Below are 2,556 nucleotides of genomic sequence, written 5' to 3' on the forward strand. Positions count from 1 at the left end.
TGAGCAAGGCCGCGGCCCTGTTCCAGGCCCCGCTGTCGAAGACCGCCCGTCTGGCGGCTGCACTGCAGGACAAGCGCGAGAAGGAGGGCGCCGAGCCCCGGCGGCCCTGGGCGCGGACTTCGCCATCACTGACAACGCCCTGCTCAGCTACGGCGCGACAGTGACGATCAGCAATCCGGGCCCGGTCCCGGCGCCGGGGTGGACGCTGGTCGTCACCCTGCCCCGGGAGTCGCTGGGGGTCAGCGGGGTCGAGGGGGCACAGGCCAGCCGGGACGGTGCGGTGTGGACGTTCGTGCCGGACCCGAACACCGGTCAGGTGCCCGGCAGCGCCTCGGTCCGGGTGACGTTCCGGGTGAATGGATCCTTGACCGGTGCCGCCCCGAGGGCGTGCACGATCGACGGGGTCGCCTGCTCCGGCGTGCCGAACTGACCAGTCCGGTTCGCCCGGATCGAGCACGGTACACCCGGCGTTCCGACGGCAGCCATGCTTGATTGATCATCAGTTCGGGCGTGCTTCGTACCGTCGCGACCATGACTGTCCCACCCGCATCACCGTCGCCTCGCCGCGCCGGGTCACGCCTCGGCGCCCTGGGTACCCGGGCCGCCGCCGCCGCTCTCGCCGTCACCGGCGCTGCCGTCGCGGTCGCCGTCGCCACCTCGTCGCCCGCCACCGCCGAGCCGGGCAGCGTCGTCGTCTCGGAGAACTTCTCGGCCGGATCGCTGCCCGCCGGTTGGCACGCGGTCGACGGCACCTGGAAGGTCGAGAACGGCCGACTGTACGGAACCTCCGCCAGCTCCAGCGAGAACAACAAGATCACCTTCGGTCGGCACCTTAACGACTTCCGCCTCGAGGCGACCATGCGCTTCGAGTCGGTCTCGGCCGCCACCCGCTGGGCCTCGCTCGGCATCGACGTCCCCGCCAGCGGGGCGACCCCCTGGTGGATCGCCACCATGCGCAGCGGCACCACCGCCGCCAACGGGCTCGAATTCGCCCAGCGGACCGCTGCCAACGCCTGGGTCGTGACGAACACCGCCTCCGCCCCGTCCGCCGCCGGCACCGGCCGGGACGTGCGTGTCGCCGTCGAGGTGCACGGCAACCAGGCCCGTTGGATCTTCGACGGGCGGGAGGCGATGCGGACCAGCAGCCTCCAGCGTTCCGCCGACGGCGTCCAGGGGCTCTTCGTCAACGGCGCGACCGTGTCGTACGACGACGTCACCGTCACCGAGCTGGCGCCGAACGGCTACCTCCGCCCCGAGGGCAGCCCGTTCACCGTGATCGCCCACCGGGGCGCGTCCGCCGCCGCGCCGGAGAACACCCTCGTCGCCCAGGAGATCGCCCGTAGGGGCGGCGCCGACTGGATCGAGAACGACGTCCAGCCGAGCAGGGACGGCGTCCCGTTCATCCTGCACGACGGCACCGTCGACCGGACCACCGACGGCACCGGCAACATCCGGGACCTGACCGCCGCGCAGATCAAGGCGCTCGACGCCGGCTCCTGGTTCGGCCCGCAGTACGTCGGCGAGCGGGTGCCCACCCTCGCGGAGCAGCTCGCCGACCTGCGGACGCGGGGTGGCAACCTGCTCGTGGAGATCAAGGGCAAGCACACCCGCGACGAGGTCGCCACGATCATCCAGGTGATCCGGGACGAGCAGATGACGGGCCGGGTCTTCATCCAGAGCTTCGAGGTCGACGCTCTGAAGTACACCTACGAGATCGCCCCCGAGCTGCCGCTCGGCCTGCTCCGCAGCACCCTGGACGCCGACCCGGTGGCGATCGCGAAGGAGCTGCACCTGACCGCGTACAACCCGGACGGCAACGCGCTGTTGGCCAAGCCCGAGGTCGTCGCCCCGCTGCACGCAGCCGGGGTCGCCGTGATGGCGTGGACGATGGACTCCGCCGGCCTGTGGCAGCGGCTTGAGCGGATCGGCACCGACGCGATCATCACCAACCGCGCGGCGGAGCTGGTCGGCTGGAACTCGGCGTTCGTCCAGCGGGCCCCCGCCGACCCGACCGTGCAGATCACCTCGCCGACCGACGGGGCTCGGCTGGACCGGGCGCAGTCACCGGTGATCGCGGTTGCCGCGACCAACGCCGACACCGTCACCGTGACGCTGGACGGTAAGAAGTCGGCCGCCGGGCGCAAGCTCGACCTGGCCAAGCTGACCGCCGGCCGGCACACCATCACCACCGAGGCGACCGGGCCCGAGGGCACCGCCACGGCGACCAGCACCTTCACCGTGACGGTGAGCCAGGCTGGCCTCGGCTACCTGATCCTCACCTCCGGCGCGGACCCGGCCGCCGTCACGGCGATGACCATCAAACTGGCTCACGCCCAGTACGCCGAGCTGGCCACCTACGCCGACCGGCAGGCCGGCAAGCTGGTGCCGGCGGAGCTCGCCAGCGTCATCGCCGCCGACGCCCGCACCCTCGCCCTCAAGTAGCGACTCGGAGGGTGGCGCTGGTCCGACGGGGCCCGCGCCACCCCGGTCCTCAGGGCCCACGAGTGGCGTACGCCGACCGACACCATCGTCTCGTTCGGCACGAGTGACACGATG

The 2,556-nt window shown here is 71.9% G+C and carries 2 protein-coding genes and 1 pseudogene; all 3 read left to right on the forward strand.

Annotated elements, in window-relative coordinates:
- A pseudogene (locus tag ABZ749_RS33670) lies at positions 1-95 on the forward strand (50S ribosomal protein L10); the annotation flags it as partial.
- A 29-nt stretch (positions 96-124) separates the two neighbouring features.
- Positions 125-430, forward strand: coding sequence for a cellulose binding domain-containing protein (locus ABZ749_RS33675; RefSeq protein ID WP_357235088.1), 306 nt, complete (start codon positions 125-127; stop codon positions 428-430).
- A gap of 101 nt (positions 431-531) precedes the next feature.
- Positions 532-2,442: a glycerophosphodiester phosphodiesterase family protein gene (locus tag ABZ749_RS33680; RefSeq protein WP_357235085.1), complete on the forward strand. Its 1,911-nt coding sequence runs from the start codon at positions 532-534 to the stop codon at positions 2,440-2,442.
- Positions 2,443-2,556 lie beyond the last annotated feature (114 nt).

Source organism: Micromonospora sp. NPDC047753, assembly GCF_040642735.1.
Lineage (GTDB): Bacteria > Actinomycetota > Actinomycetes > Mycobacteriales > Micromonosporaceae > Micromonospora.